Origin of the sequence: Pseudooceanicola atlanticus (genome assembly GCF_000768315.1) — a bacterium.
Taxonomy (GTDB): Bacteria; Pseudomonadota; Alphaproteobacteria; order Rhodobacterales; family Rhodobacteraceae; genus Pseudooceanicola; species Pseudooceanicola atlanticus.
This window is the reverse complement of the sequence record NZ_AQQX01000010.1, coordinates 62,928-78,982: the sequence shown is the minus strand read 5'-3', so window position 1 is coordinate 78,982 and position 16,055 is coordinate 62,928. Positions and strand designations below refer to the sequence as shown.

Below are 16,055 nucleotides of genomic sequence, written 5' to 3'. Positions count from 1 at the left end.
CCGGTCGCCCGCCCTCATCCTTCCCGCCCTGTCACTTAGGATAAAGACATGAACCAGGAACTGACGAACAACCCGTTCAACCCCCTCGCGCCGCAGAAGATCTTTGACGAGATCAAGGTTTCGCTGGCGTCGCCGGAACGGATCCTCTCGTGGTCCTACGGCGAGATCAAGAAGCCCGAGACGATCAACTACCGGACCTACAAGCCCGAGCGCGACGGCCTGTTCTGTGCCCGTATCTTCGGGCCGATCAAGGACTACGAATGCCTCTGCGGCAAGTATAAGCGGATGAAGTATCGCGGCGTCGTCTGCGAGAAATGCGGTGTCGAGGTGACGCTGCAGAAGGTCCGCCGCGAACGCATGGGCCATATCGAACTGGCCGCGCCGGTCGCGCATATCTGGTTCCTGAAGTCGCTGCCGTCCCGGATCGGCCTGCTTCTGGACATGACCCTGCGCGATCTCGAACGTGTGCTCTATTTCGAAAACTACGTCGTGATCGACCCGGGCCTCACCGACCTCACCGAAGGTCAGATGATGACCGAGGAAGAGTTCATGGACGCCCAGGACGCCTATGGCATGGACGCGTTCCAGGCCAATATCGGCGCCGAAGCCATCCGTGAGATGCTGGCGAAGATCGACCTCGAAGCCGAGGCAGAGCATCTGCGCGCCGAACTGGCCGAGGCCACCGGCGAACTGAAGCCCAAGAAGATCATCAAGCGTCTGAAAGTCGTCGAGAACTTCATCGAATCCGGCAACCGCCCGGAATGGATGATCCTGACCGTGATCCCCGTGATCCCGCCGGAACTGCGCCCGCTGGTTCCGCTGGATGGCGGCCGTTTCGCGACCTCCGACCTCAACGACCTGTATCGCCGCGTCATCAACCGGAACAACCGTCTGAAGCGCCTGATCGAACTGCGCGCGCCCGACATCATCGTCCGCAACGAAAAGCGGATGCTGCAGGAATCCGTCGATGCGCTGTTCGACAACGGCCGTCGAGGCCGCGTCATCACGGGCCAGAACAAGCGCCCGCTGAAGTCGCTGTCGGACATGCTCAAGGGTAAGCACGGCCGCTTCCGCCAGAACCTTCTGGGGAAACGCGTCGACTTCTCCGGCCGTTCGGTCATCGTGACTGGTCCGGAACTCAAGCTGCACCAGTGCGGCCTGCCCAAGAAGATGGCGCTCGAGCTGTTCAAGCCGTTCATCTACTCGCGCCTGGAGGCCAAAGGTCTGTCCTCCACCGTGAAGCAGGCGAAGAAGCTGGTCGAAAAAGAGCGCCCCGAAGTCTGGGACATCCTTGACGAGGTCATCCGCGAGCACCCGGTTCTGCTGAACCGCGCGCCCACGCTGCACCGTCTTGGTATCCAGGCGTTCGAACCCACGCTGATCGAAGGCAAGGCGATCCAGCTGCACCCGCTCGTCTGCTCGGCCTTCAACGCCGACTTCGACGGTGACCAGATGGCTGTCCACGTGCCGCTCTCGCTGGAAGCCCAGCTGGAAGCGCGCGTGCTGATGATGTCGACGAACAACGTTCTGTCGCCCGCCAACGGCGCGCCGATCATCGTTCCGTCGCAGGACATGATCCTTGGTCTCTACTACACGACCATCATGCGTGAAGGCATGAAGGGCGAAGGCATGACCTTCTCCTCGATCGAGGAAGTCCAGTACGCGCTGGATTCCGGCGCCGTGCACCTGCACGCCAAGATCCACGCGCGCATTCCTCAGATCGACGAGGAAGGCAACGAGGTCATGGTGCGGTTCGAAACCACGCCGGGCCGCGTCCGTCTGGGCGCGCTGCTGCCGATGAACACCAAGGCGCCGTTCTCGCTGGTCAACCGTCTGCTCCGCAAACGCGAAGTTCAGCAGGTCATCGACACCGTCTACCGCTATTGCGGCCAGAAGGAGTCGGTCATCTTCTGTGACCAGATCATGACCATGGGGTTCCGCGAAGCGTTCAAGGCCGGGATTTCCTTCGGCAAGGACGACATGGTGATCCCCGACAACAAGTGGACCATCGTCGAAGACACCCGCGAACAGGTGAAGGACTTCGAACAGCAGTACATGGACGGCCTGATCACCCAGGGCGAAAAGTACAACAAGGTCGTGGATGCCTGGTCGAAATGTAACGACAATGTCACCGAGGCCATGATGTCCACCATCTCCGCCGTGAAGACGGACGAGGCCGGCGCCGAAATGGAGCCGAACTCGGTCTACATGATGGCCCACTCCGGTGCCCGTGGCTCGGTCACGCAGATGAAGCAGCTGGGCGGGATGCGCGGCCTGATGGCGAAGCCGAACGGCGACATCATCGAGACGCCGATCATCTCGAACTTCAAGGAAGGTCTGACCGTTCTTGAATACTTCAACTCGACCCACGGCGCCCGTAAGGGTCTGTCGGATACCGCGCTGAAGACCGCGAACTCGGGCTACCTGACCCGTCGTCTCGTCGACGTGGCGCAGGATTGCATCGTGCGCGAGGTCGATTGCGGCACCGAACGTGCCGTCACCGCCGAAGCCGCCGTCAATGACGGTGAGGTCGTGGCGACGATCGGTGAACGTATCCTGGGCCGCGTCGCGGCAGAGGACGTGTTCCGCCCCGGCACCGACGAGGTCATCCTGACCCGCGGCACGCTGATCGACGAACGCACCGCCGATATGATCGAAGAAGCGAACGTGCTGTCCATGCGCATCCGTTCGCCGCTGACCTGTGAAGCCGAAGACGGTGTCTGTGCCCAGTGTTACGGTCGTGACCTGGCCCGCGGTACCATGGTGAACCAGGGCGAGGCCGTCGGCATCATCGCGGCGCAGTCCATCGGTGAACCCGGCACCCAGCTGACGATGCGGACCTTCCACATCGGCGGCGTTGCCCAGGGTGGTCAGCAATCCTTCCTCGAGGCGTCGGCCGACGGGACGGTGTCCTTCGAATATCCGAACCTGCTGGAAAACGCGGCGGGCGAGATGCTGGTCATGGGACGCAACATGAAGCTGCGGATCATGGACGATACCGGGACCGAACGCGCCAGCCACAAGCTGGGCTACGGCACCAAGGTCTTCGTCAAGGAAGGGGAGAAGATCTCGCGGGGCGACAAGCTCTTCGAATGGGACCCCTACACCCTGCCGATCATCGCCGAGAAGGCGGGCCAGATCCGCTATGTCGACCTGGTCACGGGTATCGCCGTGCGCGAGGACACCGACGAAGCGACCGGCATGACCCAGCGGATCGTGTCCGACTGGCGCGGTTCGCCGAAAGGCAACGAGCTGAAGCCGGAACTGCTGATCGTCGGCGAAGATGGCGAACCGGTCCGCAACGAAGCGGGCAACCCGGTGACCTATCCGATGTCCGTGGATGCCATCCTGTCCGTCGAAGACGGTCAGACCATCCAGGCCGGTGACGTCGTCGCGCGTATCCCGCGTGAAGGCGCCAAGACCAAGGACATCACCGGTGGTCTGCCGCGTGTGGCCGAATTGTTCGAAGCGCGTCGTCCCAAGGACCACGCGATCATCGCGGAAATCGACGGCTATGTCCGGTTCGGCCGCGACTACAAGAACAAGCGGCGTATCGCGATCCAGCCCTCGGACGAGAGCATGGAGCCGGTCGAGTACATGGTGCCCAAGGGCAAGCACATCCCGGTGCAGGAAGGCGACTTCGTGCAGAAGGGTGACTACATCATGGACGGCAACCCGGCCCCGCACGACATCCTGGCGATCATGGGTGTCGAGGCTCTGGCCGAGTACATGATCAACGAGGTCCAGGACGTCTATCGTCTGCAGGGCGTGAAGATCAACGACAAGCACATCGAGGTGATCGTTCGCCAGATGCTGCAGAAGTGGGAGATCTCGGATTCGGGCGACACGACGCTTCTCAAGGGTGAAACGGTCGACAAGATCGAGTTCGACGAGGCCAACGAGAAGGCCCATGCCCGCGGCGGTCGCCCGGCCGAAGGCCAGCCGATCCTGCTGGGGATCACCAAGGCGTCGCTGCAGACCCGGTCGTTCATCTCGGCCGCGTCCTTCCAGGAAACCACCCGCGTGCTTACCGAGGCTTCGGTCCAGGGCAAGCGCGACAAGCTGGTCGGCCTGAAGGAGAACGTCATCGTGGGTCGCCTGATCCCGGCCGGTACGGGTGGCGCCACGCAGCGCGTGCGCCGCATCGCGTCCGAGCGTGACAATGTCGTGCTGGAAGCGCGCCGCGAGGAGGCCGAACAGGCCGCCGCCCTGGCCGCGCCTGCTGCCGATGACGTCGTGGGCGGGGATGAATTCGACACCTTCGTCGAAACCCCGGAAAGCCGCGATTGATCGCGACCTCTGACTTGAGACAATGAAAAGGCCCCCGGTTTCGGGGGCCTTTTTCTTTTCGGCCCTGCCGTTCTGTCGCGGCGGGGCAGGGGCGTGGAAGGCGCGCGGGGAAAGGGGCTCTGCCCCTTGTCGCCAAGGCTGCGCCTTGCCGCCAACCCCGGAGTATTTCCGGCAAGATGAAGCAGCGGGGCGGCGCGTCCGGATCGGGCCGGGGCTTTTCTTTGCGTCGTCGCCATGCCATGGCTTGAGCGAACGGAGCAGGAGCAGACGGGTGGTCGAATTCAACGGGGTTCAGATGGTGGGCGTCATGCGCTTTTCCGTTCTGACCACGGATTTCACCACGCTGCGGCGCGGCACCCCGGACGAGATCGCCGAGCGGATCTTCCGCCCCGAGGCGATGGAGTTGCGGTTCCGCCTGTTCGAGGCGCTGACCCTGCCGACATTGTTGAACCAGACCGACCCGGATTTCCGGCTGGTGATCCTGACCTCGGACCAGATGCCGCAACAATTCCTCGACCGATTGCGCGACCTGGTCGCGCCCCATGCCGGAACCGAGGTCTGGCCCGCACCGGTGGATCGTCATTACAGGCTGCTGCGCCAGAGCTTCGGGCGGGTCGCACCCGATGGATCGGGGCACCGGCTGTCCTTCCGGATCGACGATGACGACGCGGTCGACCTGGAAATGGTGGAACGGTCCAAGACGATCAGCCGTCAGCTGCTGGCCTTCCAGAAGGATGAAACCGCGACGATGCTGTGCTGGAACAAGGGGTTCTACTACGAGATCGCGGAAGAGGGTCAGAACAGCCTGACCGACACCTATCTGCGGGCCCCGCTGGCCATCGGCACGACGCTGCTGCACCGGCCCGAGGACGGGCATAACCCCTACCGCTACAACCACAAGAATTTCGCCGCGCATTACAATGTCTATTCCGACATTTCCCTGCCCGGCTTCATCCGCTCGATCCATCCCGGCAATTCCTCGACCCCACAGCTGGAACCGCGGCGCGGGGAATTGTCGCCCATCCGGGTGCAGCGCCAGATCCGGCGGCATTTCGGCCTGGATGCGGAGGCGCTGATGCAATTGAGGCTGACCGAGTGATCCTGACCGACAATATGAAGGGCGCGTTGATCATGGCCCTGTCCATGGCGCTTTTCACCCTGAACGACGTCTTCATGAAATCCCTGGCCGGGGAGGTTTCGCTCTACCAGATCCTGACGCTGCGCAATGGCGCGGTCACGCTGGTGCTGCTGGCGCTGGCCGCGCGGACCGGTGCGTTCCGGCGGGGCCTGTCCCGGCGCGATGCAGGGCTGGCGGTGATCCGAGGACTGGCCGAGGTCGCGACGGCGTATTTCTTCCTGAACGCGCTGTTCAACATGCCGCTGGCCAATGTCACGGCCGTGCTGCAATCGGCCCCGCTCGTCGTGATGGTCGCGGCCGCGATCTTTCTGAACGAACCGGTGGGGTGGCGCCGGGCCAGCGCGGTGGCGGCGGGGTTCGTCGGCGTGCTGCTGATCGTGCGGCCTGGGCCCGAAGGGTTCAACATCTTCGCCATCTACACGCTGATCGCTGTGGGGTGCATCACCGTGCGCGACATCGTCACACGGAAATTGTCCCGTGAGGCGCCGACCTTCCTGGTGACGGCGATCACCTCGGGCCTCGTCTGCGTGGCCTTCGGACTTTATAGCGTGAACGTCGAATGGGTGGCGCTGACCCCGGTCAGCGGCGGCCTGATCCTGGGGGCGGTGGTGGTGATCGTCGGCGCCTATATCTGCTCCGTCCAGGCGATGCGCGTGGGCGAGGTCAGCTTTGTCTCGCCCTTCCGCTATACCGCGCTGCTCTGGGCGTTGCTGCTGGGCTTTGTCGTCTTCGGCGACTTTCCGGCGCCGCTGACCCTGTTGGGTGCGGCGATTGTGGTCGGGTCCGGGCTTTATTCCTTCTACCGCGAATTGCAGGTCACCCGGCGCGCGGCAGTGCCGTCTACCCGTCCGTGAAGATCTCGCGCACCCGATCGGCATTGATGCCGAACCGGTCCTGAAACAGCGCCTCGCCCTCGGCATCCAGCAGGCTCAGGTCTTCCGGCTCCACCCCTTCGGCCTGGCGGGAATCGTTCCACCGGTTATGGCCACGCACATACATCGGCGGGCCGCCGACATGGAAACAGGACATGAAGCGGCCCAGCTTCACGTGGCTGTAGTTCATCACCGTGGACCGGACCCGCGGTTCGAAGGCAACGGCGAGGCCCGCGGTCATGAACTTCCTGGCGGTGGACATGGCATGGATGCCCTCCGGCCCCGGCGCGGCGATGAATCCGTTGCGGAAATCGATCGCGAGATGCCGATTGCCCTTCAGGGCGTCGGCGCGTTTTTCGCCTTCCTGACGCAGGCGGGCGACGAAATCACGCCCCACGGCATCGTCATCGTCCAACCGGAATTGCAGGGTTGCGCTGTCATGCTGGCGGACCGCGTTGATCGCCTCCTTCATGACATCGCGATGCGGGCCGGGGGCGTGTTCCTGGATGACGACCTGGGGGATATCCTCGACAAGGTCGAACAGCCGGTTGCCGTCCTCGACGGGCAGGTTGTCGCCCACCACGATGACGAAGGTGAAATCGGGATCGGTCTGGGCCCGGAGGGAGGGCAGGGTGAAGGCTTCGAAATAGCGGAACCGTTCTTCCATCCTGGCCGGATCATAGAGGTAGGCGGAGCGGTCCCCGACGCTGTCATGCATCACCTGGAACCCGCCAAGCGCGGGGTAGGAGAAGCGGCACAGCCCTATCACCTGCATGATTTGCCCTTTCTGCCCGACGCGGATCGCCGGTGCCTCTGGCCCGAAGATGCTTGCGACCGGCCGTTGGGCAGAGTATTGCACCCGTCCGTACACGCGGCAAGCCGGCGGGTAAGGGTATGTTGACAACCCAATCGACTCCCCGTATACGCGCGCCAATCGGCTTTGGGGGTGCCCCCGCCGCCTATCGAATCGAAGTGGTCAAGATCCGGGTTGCAACGCCCCGATCCTCTGTAAAACCCGCCGCGTCGTTCCCCGCGAACGAGGGGACGCATGCGGTTTTTGTGCGTTGCGTGGACGCGCGCAGCGTGAAGACAAGAGAAACCGCACCCACGGGGTGCACGCATATGTGAGAGAATGGGGAACGACGCCCGATGCCAACGATCCAACAGCTGATCCGGAAACCCCGGCAGCCCAAAGTGAAACGCTCCAAATCCATGCACCTGGAACAGTGCCCGCAGAAACGCGGCGTCTGCACCCGGGTCTACACCACCACCCCGAAGAAGCCGAACTCGGCTATGCGGAAGGTGGCCAAGGTGCGTCTGACCAACGGTTACGAAGTCATCAGCTACATCCCGGGTGAAAGCCACAACCTGCAGGAACACTCCGTGGTCCTGATCCGCGGCGGCCGTGTGAAAGACCTTCCCGGCGTCCGTTACCACATCCTGCGTGGTGTCCTGGATACCCAGGGTGTCAAAGACCGTAAGCAGCGTCGTTCGAAGTACGGCGCGAAGCGTCCGAAGTAAGAGGATCCTGAGAGATGTCCCGCCGTCACGCCGCTGAAAAACGCGAAATCCTGCCCGACGCCAAGTATGGTGACCGGGTTCTGACGAAATTCATGAACAACCTGATGGTCGACGGTAAGAAGTCGGTCGCAGAGAAGATCGTCTACAACGCCCTCGACCGCATCGAAGCCAAGGTCAAGCGCGCCCCGGTCGAGCTGTTCCACGAAGCACTCGACAACATCAAACCGTCGGTCGAGGTTCGCTCCCGTCGTGTTGGTGGCGCCACCTACCAGGTGCCCGTCGAAGTGCGTCCCGAGCGCCGCGAAGCTCTGGCCATCCGCTGGCTGATCACCGCGTCGCGTTCGCGTAACGAAAACACCATGGAAGAGCGCCTGGCCGGTGAGCTTCTGGATGCCGTCAATTCGCGCGGTACCGCCGTCAAGAAGCGTGAAGACACGCACAAGATGGCAGACGCGAACAAGGCGTTCAGCCACTACCGCTGGTAACCCTTCCTCTAACTCTTCCACCAAAGGCTGCATAACATGGCACGCGATTATCCCCTCGAGCGGTACCGGAACTTCGGTATCATGGCGCATATCGACGCCGGCAAGACGACCTGCTCGGAACGGATCCTCTTCTACACCGGCAAGTCTCACAACATCGGTGAGGTGCACGATGGTGCGGCCACCATGGACTGGATGGAGCAGGAGCAGGAACGCGGGATCACCATCACCTCGGCTGCGACGACCACCTTCTGGCAGTGGCAGGAAGATCCGACCGCTGAAGGCACCTACGATACCAAGTATCGCATGAACATCATCGACACCCCCGGTCACGTCGACTTCACCATCGAAGTCGAACGTTCGCTGGCCGTGCTCGACGGTGCCGTCGCCGTTCTGGACGCCAACGCCGGTGTCGAGCCGCAGACCGAAACCGTTTGGCGCCAGGCCGACCGGTACAAGGTTCCGCGTATCGTCTTCGTCAACAAGATGGACAAGATCGGCGCCGACTTCTTCAACTGCGTGAAGATGATCGCAGACCGCACCGGCGCGATCCCGGCCCCGATCCAGATTCCGATCGGCGCCGAGAACGAGCTGGAAGGCATCATCGACCTGGTCACCATGGAAGAGTGGACCTGGAAGGGTGAAGACCTGGGCGCCTCCTGGACCCGTCAGCCGATCCGCGACGAGCTGAAAGAGCTCGCCGACGAATGGCGCGGTAAACTCATCGAGAACGCCGTCGAAATGGACGACGACGCGATGATGGAATACCTGGAAGGCAACGAGCCCGACATCCCGACCCTGCGCCAGCTGATCCGGAAGGGTACGCTGGACCTGAAATTCGTTCCGGTTCTGTGTGGCTCCGCGTTCAAGAACAAGGGTGTCCAGCCGCTGCTGAACGCCGTTGTCGATTACCTGCCGTCGCCGCTGGACGTCGTCGACTACATGGGCTTCAGCCCCGATGACGAAACGGAAACCCGTGACATCCCGCGCCGCGCGGATGACTCGATGCCGTTTGCCGGCCTGGCATTCAAGATCATGAACGACCCCTTCGTCGGCTCCCTGACCTTCACCCGGATCTATTCCGGCGTGATGAACAAGGGTGACTCGATCCTGAACTCCACCAAGGGCAAGAAAGAGCGCATCGGTCGTATGATGATGATGCACTCCAACAACCGTGAAGAGATCGAAGAAGCCTTCGCAGGCGACATCATCGCGCTGGCGGGTCTGAAGGACACCACCACCGGTGACACGCTGTGCGACGCCAAGGCGCCGGTCGTTCTCGAAACGATGACCTTCCCGGATCCGGTGATCGAGATCGCGGTCGAGCCCAAGACGAAGGGCGACCAGGAGAAGATGTCCCAGGGCCTCGCGCGCCTCGCCGCCGAAGACCCGTCCTTCCGCGTGGAAACCGACCTGGAATCGGGTCAGACCATCATGAAGGGCATGGGCGAACTTCACCTCGACATCCTCGTCGATCGCCTGAAGCGCGAATTCAAGGTCGAAGCCAACATCGGTGCACCGCAGGTGGCCTATCGCGAAACGATCTCCCACGAGATCGAGCACACCTACACCCACAAGAAGCAGTCGGGTGGTTCGGGTCAGTTCGCAGAGGTCAAGCTCATCATCTCGCCGACCGAGGCAGGTGAAGGCTACTCCTTCGAATCCCGCATCGTTGGCGGTGCCGTTCCGAAGGAATACATCCCGGGCGTCGAAAAGGGCATCCAGTCCGTCATGGACAGCGGTCCGCTCGCCGGCTTCCCCGTGATCGACTTCAAGGTCGCGCTGATCGACGGTAAGTTCCACGACGTGGACTCCTCGGTTCTGGCCTTCGAAATCGCATCCCGGATGGCCATGCGTGAAGGTCTGCGCAAGGCTGGCGCCAAGCTGCTGGAACCGATCATGAAGGTCGAAGTGATCACGCCGGAAGAATACACCGGTAGCATCATCGGCGACCTGACGTCCCGTCGTGGCCAGGTCTCCGGTCAGGAGCCGCGCGGCAACGCGATCGCGATCGACGCGAACGTGCCGCTGGCCAACATGTTCGGCTACATCAACAACCTGCGCTCCATGTCCTCGGGCCGCGCGCAGTTCACGATGCAGTTCTCGCATTACGACCCGGTCCCGCAGAACATCTCGGACGAGATCCAGTCGAAATACGCATAAGCGGCGGGGCGGCGCTGGCCGCCCGCCCCAAACCGTCAGACGGGTGCACCCACCCGTCACCAAAATAAAAGGGAGCCTATCATGGCAAAGGAAAAGTTTGAGCGCGGCAAACCGCATTGCAACATCGGCACGATCGGTCACGTTGACCACGGCAAGACGACGCTGACGGCGGCGATCACGAAGTACTTCGGTGACTTCCGCGCCTACGACCAGATCGACGGCGCGCCGGAAGAAAAGGCCCGCGGCATCACGATCTCGACCGCCCACGTGGAATACGAGACCGACGCGCGTCACTACGCCCACGTCGACTGCCCCGGCCACGCCGACTACGTGAAGAACATGATCACCGGTGCCGCCCAGATGGACGGCGCGATCCTGGTCGTGAACGCTGCTGACGGCCCGATGCCGCAGACCCGCGAGCACATCCTGCTGGGCCGTCAGGTGGGTATCCCTGCCATGGTCGTGTTCCTGAACAAGGTCGACCAGGTGGACGACGAGGAACTGCTTGAGCTGGTGGAAATGGAAGTCCGCGAGCTGCTGTCCGAATACGACTTCCCGGGCGACGATATCCCGATCATCGCGGGCTCCGCGCTGGCGGCGATGGAAGGCAACAACCCGGAAATCGGCGAGAACAAGATCCGCGAACTGATGGCGGCCGTGGATGAGTACATCCCGCAGCCGGCCCGCGCCGTGGACCAGCCGTTCCTGATGCCGATCGAAGACGTGTTCTCGATCTCGGGCCGCGGCACCGTCGTGACCGGCCGTGTCGAGCGTGGCGTCGTGAACGTCGGCGACGAACTGGAAATCGTCGGCATCAAGGACACGCAGAAGACGACCTGCACCGGTGTGGAAATGTTCCGCAAGCTGCTGGATCGCGGTGAAGCCGGCGACAACATCGGCGCCCTGCTGCGCGGCATCGACCGTGAAGCCGTCGAGCGTGGCCAGGTTCTCTGCAAGCCGGGTTCCGTGAAGCCGCACACCAAGTTCGAAGCCGAAGCCTACATCCTGACGAAGGATGAAGGTGGCCGTCACACGCCGTTCTTCGCGAACTACCGTCCGCAGTTCTACTTCCGGACGACCGACGTGACCGGCACCGTCGAGCTGCCCGAGGGCACCGAGATGGTGATGCCGGGCGACAACCTGAAGTTCACCGTTGAACTGATCGCCCCGATCGCGATGGAAGAGCAGCTGCGCTTCGCCATCCGTGAAGGCGGCCGGACCGTGGGCTCGGGCGTTGTCTCGAAGGTTATCGAGTAATCGGCACCCCGCCGGGGCGCATCAAGCGCCCCTCTGAATACCGGAGCCCCGTTCAACCGGGGCTCCATCCAATAAAGGGTTCGACGAAGGGGCAGGGTGGTCCTGTTTCTTCCTCTCAACTCAAACGCCGAAGAAGGCTGAATTGACATGTCAGGTCAAACCATTCGCATCCGGCTGAAGGCATTCGATTACCGCGTCCTGGACACCAGCACGCAGGAAATCGTGAACACGGCGAAGCGCACCGGCGCTACCGTTCGTGGCCCGATCCCGCTGCCCAACAAGATCGAGAAGTTCACGGTTCTCCGTGGCCCTCACGTCGACAAGAAATCCCGCGATCAGTTCGAGATCCGGACGCACAAGCGTCTGCTCGATATCGTGGATCCGACCCCGCAGACGGTGGACGCGCTGATGAAGCTCGACCTCGCCGCCGGCGTGGATGTCGAGATCAAGGTGTAAGGGAGGCAACTGAACATGCTGCGTTCCGGTATCATCGCAAAAAAAGTCGGCATGACCCGTCTCTTCATGGAAGACGGCAAGCAGATCCCCGTGACCGTTCTTCAGCTGGACAAGCTGCAGGTCGTCGCTCAGCGGACCGCTGATGCCCATGGCTACACTGCCGTCCAGCTGGGCGCCGGCACGGCCAAGGCCAAGCGGACCTCCAAGGCGATGCGCGGCCACTTTGCCGCTGCAAAGGTCGAACCCAAGCGGAAGATCGCGGAATTCCGCGTCGATCCCGATAACTTGATCAATGTCGGTGAGGAAATCACGGCTGACCATTACTTCGAAGGTCAGTACGTCGATGTCTGCGGCACCTCGATCGGTAAGGGCTTCGCCGGTGCCATGAAGCGTCACAACTTCGGTGGTCTGCGCGCTACCCACGGCGTGTCGATCTCGCACCGTTCGCACGGCTCCACGGGTCAGTGTCAGGATCCCGGCAAGGTCTTCAAAGGCAAGAAGATGGCTGGTCACATGGGCGCCGTGCGCGTCACCACGCAGAACCTGCAGGTCGTCAAGACTGACAGCGAGCGTGGCCTGATCATGATCAAGGGCGCCGTTCCCGGCTCCAAAGGTGGCTGGGTGACGATCAAGGATGCGGTCAAGAAACCGTTCCCCGAGAACGCGATCCTGCCCGCCGCTCTGAAATCCGCCGCTGAAGAAGCCCGCAAGGCCGCTGAAGAAGCTGCTGCCCAGGCCGAAGCCGAAGCCAAAGCCGCCGAAGAGGCAGCCGCCGCAGAAGCCGCCGCCGCCGAGGAAGCCGCTCTGAAAGAAGCCGAGGCTGACATCGAAGCCGAGAAGAAGGAAGGCGACGAATGAAACTCGACGTGATCAAACTGGACGGCTCCGCAGCCGGTTCCGTCGATCTCGGCGACGAGATCTTCGGCCTGGAACCGCGTGCCGACATCCTGCACCGTGTGGTCCGCTGGCAGCGTAACAACGCGCAGCAGGGCACCCACAAGGTCAAGACCCGGTCCGAGACCTCCTATTCGACCAAGAAGATCTATCGCCAGAAGGGCACCGGCGGCGCACGCCACGGTGACCGCAACGCTCCGATCTTCCGCAAGGGTGGTATCTACAAGGGTCCGACGCCGCGTTCGCACGGCCACGACCTGCCCAAGAAGTTCCGCAAGCTCGGCCTGAAGCATGCCCTGTCCGCCAAGGTCAAGGAAGGCTCTCTGGTCATCATCGAGTCCGCGGAATCCGAAGGCAAGACCAACGCCCTGGCCAAGCAGGTCAAGGCTCTGGGCTGGAAGCGTGCCCTGATCATCGACGGCGCCGCTGTCAACGAAGGCTTCGCCAAGGCCGCCGCGAATATCGACGGTCTGGACGTGCTGCCCTCGATCGGCGCCAACGTCTATGACATCCTCAAGCGTGACACCCTGGTGATCACGAAGGCGGGTGTCGAAGCACTGGAGGCTCGACTGAAATGAGCGCGAAGGCAGAACATTACGACGTGATCCGCAAGCCGGTCATCACCGAAAAGGCAACCATGGCCTCCGAAGCCAATGCCGTTGTCTTCGAAGTGGCGGTCGACGCGAACAAACCGCAGATCAAAGAGGCCGTCGAGGCTCTCTTCGGTGTCAAGGTGAAGGCCGTGAACACGACCGTCACCAAAGGCAAGGTCAAGCGGTTCCGTGGCGTCCTGGGTCAGCGTAACAAGGTCAAGAAGGCCTATGTCACGCTGGAAGAGGGCAACACGATCGACGTGTCCACGGGTCTCTGATCCGACCGGGTGAGGCACGACCTCACCGCCAGAGTTCAAAGGCCCCCCGCAGCAATGTGGGGGGCTTTTTCGTTTCTGGATGCCCTCTGGAGCATATTGCGTTAATTCGATGGTTTTTAAGCTAAGCGGTGCATTCTTCAGATCTGTTCTGCGTGCTGTCTGATATTTCGACATTCAATATTTCTATGATTTCCTGATATGCATCTTCAATCCCGTCTAAGAATTCTGCTTGTTCCAAGTTTTCAGTATTGGCGTCCGTAATTATCTTGAGAATTCTTTCTTGAGTAATCGGCTTAACGGTTTTTGGTATCTCAGACTTAAGGTCTTGTAGTGTCTCCATGTGCAGCAATAATTCTATTATCGCGGAACGGTTCGCTTCAAGGTCTGTTACTTGTTGTCGACCAGAAACGTAGTCTTTCATTAATTCGCGTTGATATGTCATGAACGCATTTTGGTTGAGTCGAAAAACTTCGACTGCTGCAAAAAGTTCCTCTCGCACCGCGACAGTTTCTAATATCGATTTTTCAATGCAAGCAGCAAAGGAAGTGGCAGAGACAGCCTGTTCCAGAGCTCTTTCGGATTGTTTTTGGGAGTTGATAGACTGATAAAACGCGAGAGAGCTGAATAAAATTCCTGAAATAATACCAACCTTTTCGAGTAGGTTTTGGTTCTTTCGACCCATTTCTTTGTGCCCTCAGTGGAAAGTTATCATGTAAATATTTTTCGGGATGTGTTGGAATGTGTCAATACTTAGAGCTACGCAGATCATGAAGCCGTTGAGGCGCTCTTTGGTTTCAAGGTGATTGCCGTGAACACGACCATCACTAAAGGCAAGACCAAGCGGTTCCGAGGCCGTATGGGCACACGTAAGGAAATCAAGAATGCTTATGTCACCCTTGAACAGGTTAATTCGATCGACGTATCGACCGACATTTGGGGATATTGGGATAACCCCCGCCAAACAAAATGGTAAAGCTCTTCGTAGCGATGCGGGGGCTTTCTGTTAGGGCCTTCGCGCGGGGTGCGGCACGGGCCTTTTTGCAGGCGGTGGTCTTGCAGTGCGATCTGGTGCTGACGGGGTTGACCTGAACCCCAAGTGACTCTAAACGACCCCATCCGCAAAGCCCCGGATTCGTCCGGGGCTCTGCTTTTGGTCGTCAGACCATACGAACCGGGGACCTTCGGGGCCCTCTATTGGTCACCTTCGGGGGGCCTCACACATAGCCGGGCGCTCACGCCTGGCACTGCTAAACGGAAGACAGAAAGCATGGCACTCAAGTCGTATAAGCCGACGACGCCGGGCCAGCGCGGGCTGGTGCTGATCGACCGTTCGGAGCTCTGGAAAGGACGCCCCGTCAAATCCCTCACCGAGGGTCTGACGAAATCGGGCGGCCGGAACAACACCGGACGGATCACCTCGCGCCGCCGCGGGGGTGGGGCGAAACGCCTCTACCGGATCGTCGATTTCAAGCGTAACAAATTTGATGTTGCGGCCACCGTCGAGCGGATCGAATACGACCCGAACCGGACCGCATTCATCGCGCTGATCAAGTATGAAGATGGCGAACAGGCCTACATCCTGGCGCCCCAGCGTCTGGCCGTCGGCGACAGCATCGTCGCAGGCGAAAAGGTCGACATCAAGCCGGGCAACTGCATGCCCTTCAGCGGCATGCCGATCGGTACCATCGTTCACAACATCGAACTGAAGCCCGGCAAGGGTGGTCAGATCGCACGCGCCGCGGGCACCTATGCCCAGTTCGTCGGCCGTGACGGTGGCTACGCCCAGATCCGCCTCAGCTCCGGTGAGCTGCGCATGGTCCGTCAGGAATGCAAGGCCACCGTCGGTGCCGTGTCGAACCCCGACAACAGCAACCAGAACATCGGTAAAGCCGGCCGCAACCGCCACAAGGGCATCCGCCCGAGCGTCCGTGGTGTCGTGATGAACCCGATCGATCACCCCCATGGTGGTGGTGAAGGTCGGACCTCGGGTGGTCGTCACCCGGTCACGCCCTGGGGCAAGCCGACCAAGGGTGCACGCACCCGCGACAAGAACAAGGCGTCCTCGAAGCTCATCATCCGCTCGCGGCACGCTAAGAAGAAAGGGCGCTAAG

General features: G+C 61.4%; 14 protein-coding genes and 1 pseudogene. 13 read left to right on the top strand and 2 right to left on the bottom strand.

Features of this window, described 5'->3' with window-relative positions; translation table 11 throughout:
* Window positions 1-48 precede the first annotated feature (48 nt).
* The 3 genes from rpoC (at window position 49) to ATO9_RS17725 (ending at window position 6,282) form a co-directional block, all read left to right on the top strand.
* Complete coding sequence (gene rpoC / locus ATO9_RS17735) at window positions 49-4,290, top strand: DNA-directed RNA polymerase subunit beta' (RefSeq protein WP_043752496.1); 4,242 nt, start codon at window positions 49-51, stop codon at window positions 4,288-4,290.
* A gap of 271 nt (window positions 4,291-4,561) precedes the next feature.
* Entirely contained in the window at window positions 4,562-5,389 is an 828-nt protein-coding gene (locus tag ATO9_RS17730) for a glycosyltransferase (RefSeq protein WP_052418440.1), read from the top strand.
* Window positions 5,386-6,282, top strand: a complete 897-nt coding sequence (locus ATO9_RS17725; RefSeq protein WP_156127903.1) for a DMT family transporter — start codon at window positions 5,386-5,388, stop codon at window positions 6,280-6,282. Before ATO9_RS17730 ends, ATO9_RS17725 begins: the two co-directional genes overlap by 4 nt.
* Here the strand turns inward: ATO9_RS17725 and ATO9_RS17720 are convergent.
* The gene (locus ATO9_RS17720; RefSeq protein WP_043752493.1) at window positions 6,269-7,075 is read right to left on the bottom strand and encodes a glycosyltransferase; all 807 of its coding nucleotides are present in this window, start codon (window positions 7,073-7,075) and stop codon (window positions 6,269-6,271) included. The genes ATO9_RS17725 and ATO9_RS17720 overlap by 14 nt on opposite strands.
* Before the next feature lie 374 nt (window positions 7,076-7,449).
* Here ATO9_RS17720 and rpsL point away from each other — a divergent pair, with 374 nt between their 5' ends.
* From rpsL to ATO9_RS17680, 8 genes are all read left to right on the top strand, one after another.
* Window positions 7,450-7,821: a 30S ribosomal protein S12 gene (gene rpsL, locus ATO9_RS17715; RefSeq protein ID WP_005980675.1), complete on the top strand. Its 372-nt coding sequence runs from the start codon at window positions 7,450-7,452 to the stop codon at window positions 7,819-7,821.
* Window positions 7,822-7,835: 14 nt separating this feature from the next.
* On the top strand, window positions 7,836-8,306 hold the full coding sequence (rpsG, locus tag ATO9_RS17710) for a 30S ribosomal protein S7 (RefSeq protein WP_043752488.1): 471 nt from the start codon (window positions 7,836-7,838) through the stop codon (window positions 8,304-8,306).
* Between the two features lie 36 nt (window positions 8,307-8,342).
* Window positions 8,343-10,466, top strand: a complete 2,124-nt coding sequence (gene fusA, locus ATO9_RS17705; protein WP_043752485.1) for an elongation factor G — start codon at window positions 8,343-8,345, stop codon at window positions 10,464-10,466.
* Between the two features lie 81 nt (window positions 10,467-10,547).
* A complete protein-coding gene (tuf, locus tag ATO9_RS17700; RefSeq protein WP_043752481.1) occupies window positions 10,548-11,723 on the top strand; it encodes an elongation factor Tu in 1,176 nt (391 codons plus the stop codon).
* A gap of 147 nt (window positions 11,724-11,870) precedes the next feature.
* On the top strand, window positions 11,871-12,179 hold the full coding sequence (gene rpsJ / locus ATO9_RS17695; RefSeq protein ID WP_043752478.1) for a 30S ribosomal protein S10: 309 nt from the start codon (window positions 11,871-11,873) through the stop codon (window positions 12,177-12,179).
* A gap of 15 nt (window positions 12,180-12,194) precedes the next feature.
* The gene (gene rplC / locus ATO9_RS17690) at window positions 12,195-13,037 is read left to right on the top strand and encodes a 50S ribosomal protein L3 (protein WP_043752473.1); all 843 of its coding nucleotides are present in this window, start codon (window positions 12,195-12,197) and stop codon (window positions 13,035-13,037) included.
* The gene (rplD, locus tag ATO9_RS17685; protein WP_043752470.1) at window positions 13,034-13,651 is read left to right on the top strand and encodes a 50S ribosomal protein L4; all 618 of its coding nucleotides are present in this window, start codon (window positions 13,034-13,036) and stop codon (window positions 13,649-13,651) included. Before rplC ends, rplD begins: the two co-directional genes overlap by 4 nt.
* Complete coding sequence (locus ATO9_RS17680) at window positions 13,648-13,944, top strand: 50S ribosomal protein L23 (RefSeq protein ID WP_043752467.1); 297 nt, start codon at window positions 13,648-13,650, stop codon at window positions 13,942-13,944. Before rplD ends, ATO9_RS17680 begins: the two co-directional genes overlap by 4 nt.
* A 121-nt stretch (window positions 13,945-14,065) precedes the next feature.
* On the opposite strand, the gene ATO9_RS17675 is transcribed toward ATO9_RS17680, so the two are convergent.
* The gene (locus ATO9_RS17675; RefSeq protein WP_043752465.1) at window positions 14,066-14,626 is read right to left on the bottom strand and encodes a hypothetical protein; all 561 of its coding nucleotides are present in this window, start codon (window positions 14,624-14,626) and stop codon (window positions 14,066-14,068) included.
* A gap of 87 nt (window positions 14,627-14,713) precedes the next feature.
* Between ATO9_RS17675 and rplW the strand changes: the two are divergent.
* Window positions 14,714-14,917: pseudogene (gene rplW / locus ATO9_RS23940) on the top strand (50S ribosomal protein L23); the annotation flags it as partial.
* Window positions 14,918-15,211: 294 nt separating this feature from the next.
* Window positions 15,212-16,054: a 50S ribosomal protein L2 gene (gene rplB, locus ATO9_RS17670; RefSeq protein ID WP_043752462.1), complete on the top strand. Its 843-nt coding sequence runs from the start codon at window positions 15,212-15,214 to the stop codon at window positions 16,052-16,054.
* The last annotated feature ends 1 nt before the right edge of the window (window position 16,055 follow it).